Here is a 400-nt window from a genome sequence, read left to right on the forward strand (position 1 = left end):
GCTAACCTACCAGTAGCTTCGGCTTCCGGTTCATCAACGCCAGGGACGGCTCGCCGAGCAAACGCGGTCTCAACTTGGGTGCCGATGATTTGTTTGGTCTCACCATTCAACTTATAGTATGAGGGATAGATGCCCATCATGGTATCAGTTAACGGTGCTGAATAATCAATTGTTAAGGTCACCTCACCAGCAGCGGGTAAGTTAATCGTCAGGGAATTCTCATCGTTATTGGTTGAGAATTCGACCGCTTGATCAGCAACTTTCACGGACTTAATCGTTAAGTCTCGTTGATGAATGTTAATTTGAGCGTTACTAGCATGACCAGTAATCGTGGTCTGACCCTGAATTGTTTTATGTTCCCGGTTAATGTCTATGAATAGATCGTAATGACTGGGTTGAA

General features: G+C 45.0%; 1 protein-coding gene. It reads right to left on the minus strand.

The window, feature by feature from the left end; all coding sequences use genetic code 11:
- On the minus strand, window positions 1-374 hold a 374-nt coding region (locus tag ACFIK0_RS09380; protein ID WP_375663907.1), incomplete at its 3' end, for a hypothetical protein.
- Window positions 375-400: the final 26 nt, after the last annotated feature.

The organism is Bartonella sp. CL63NXGY (assembly GCF_042194905.1).
Lineage (GTDB): Bacteria > Pseudomonadota > Alphaproteobacteria > Rhizobiales > Rhizobiaceae > Bartonella.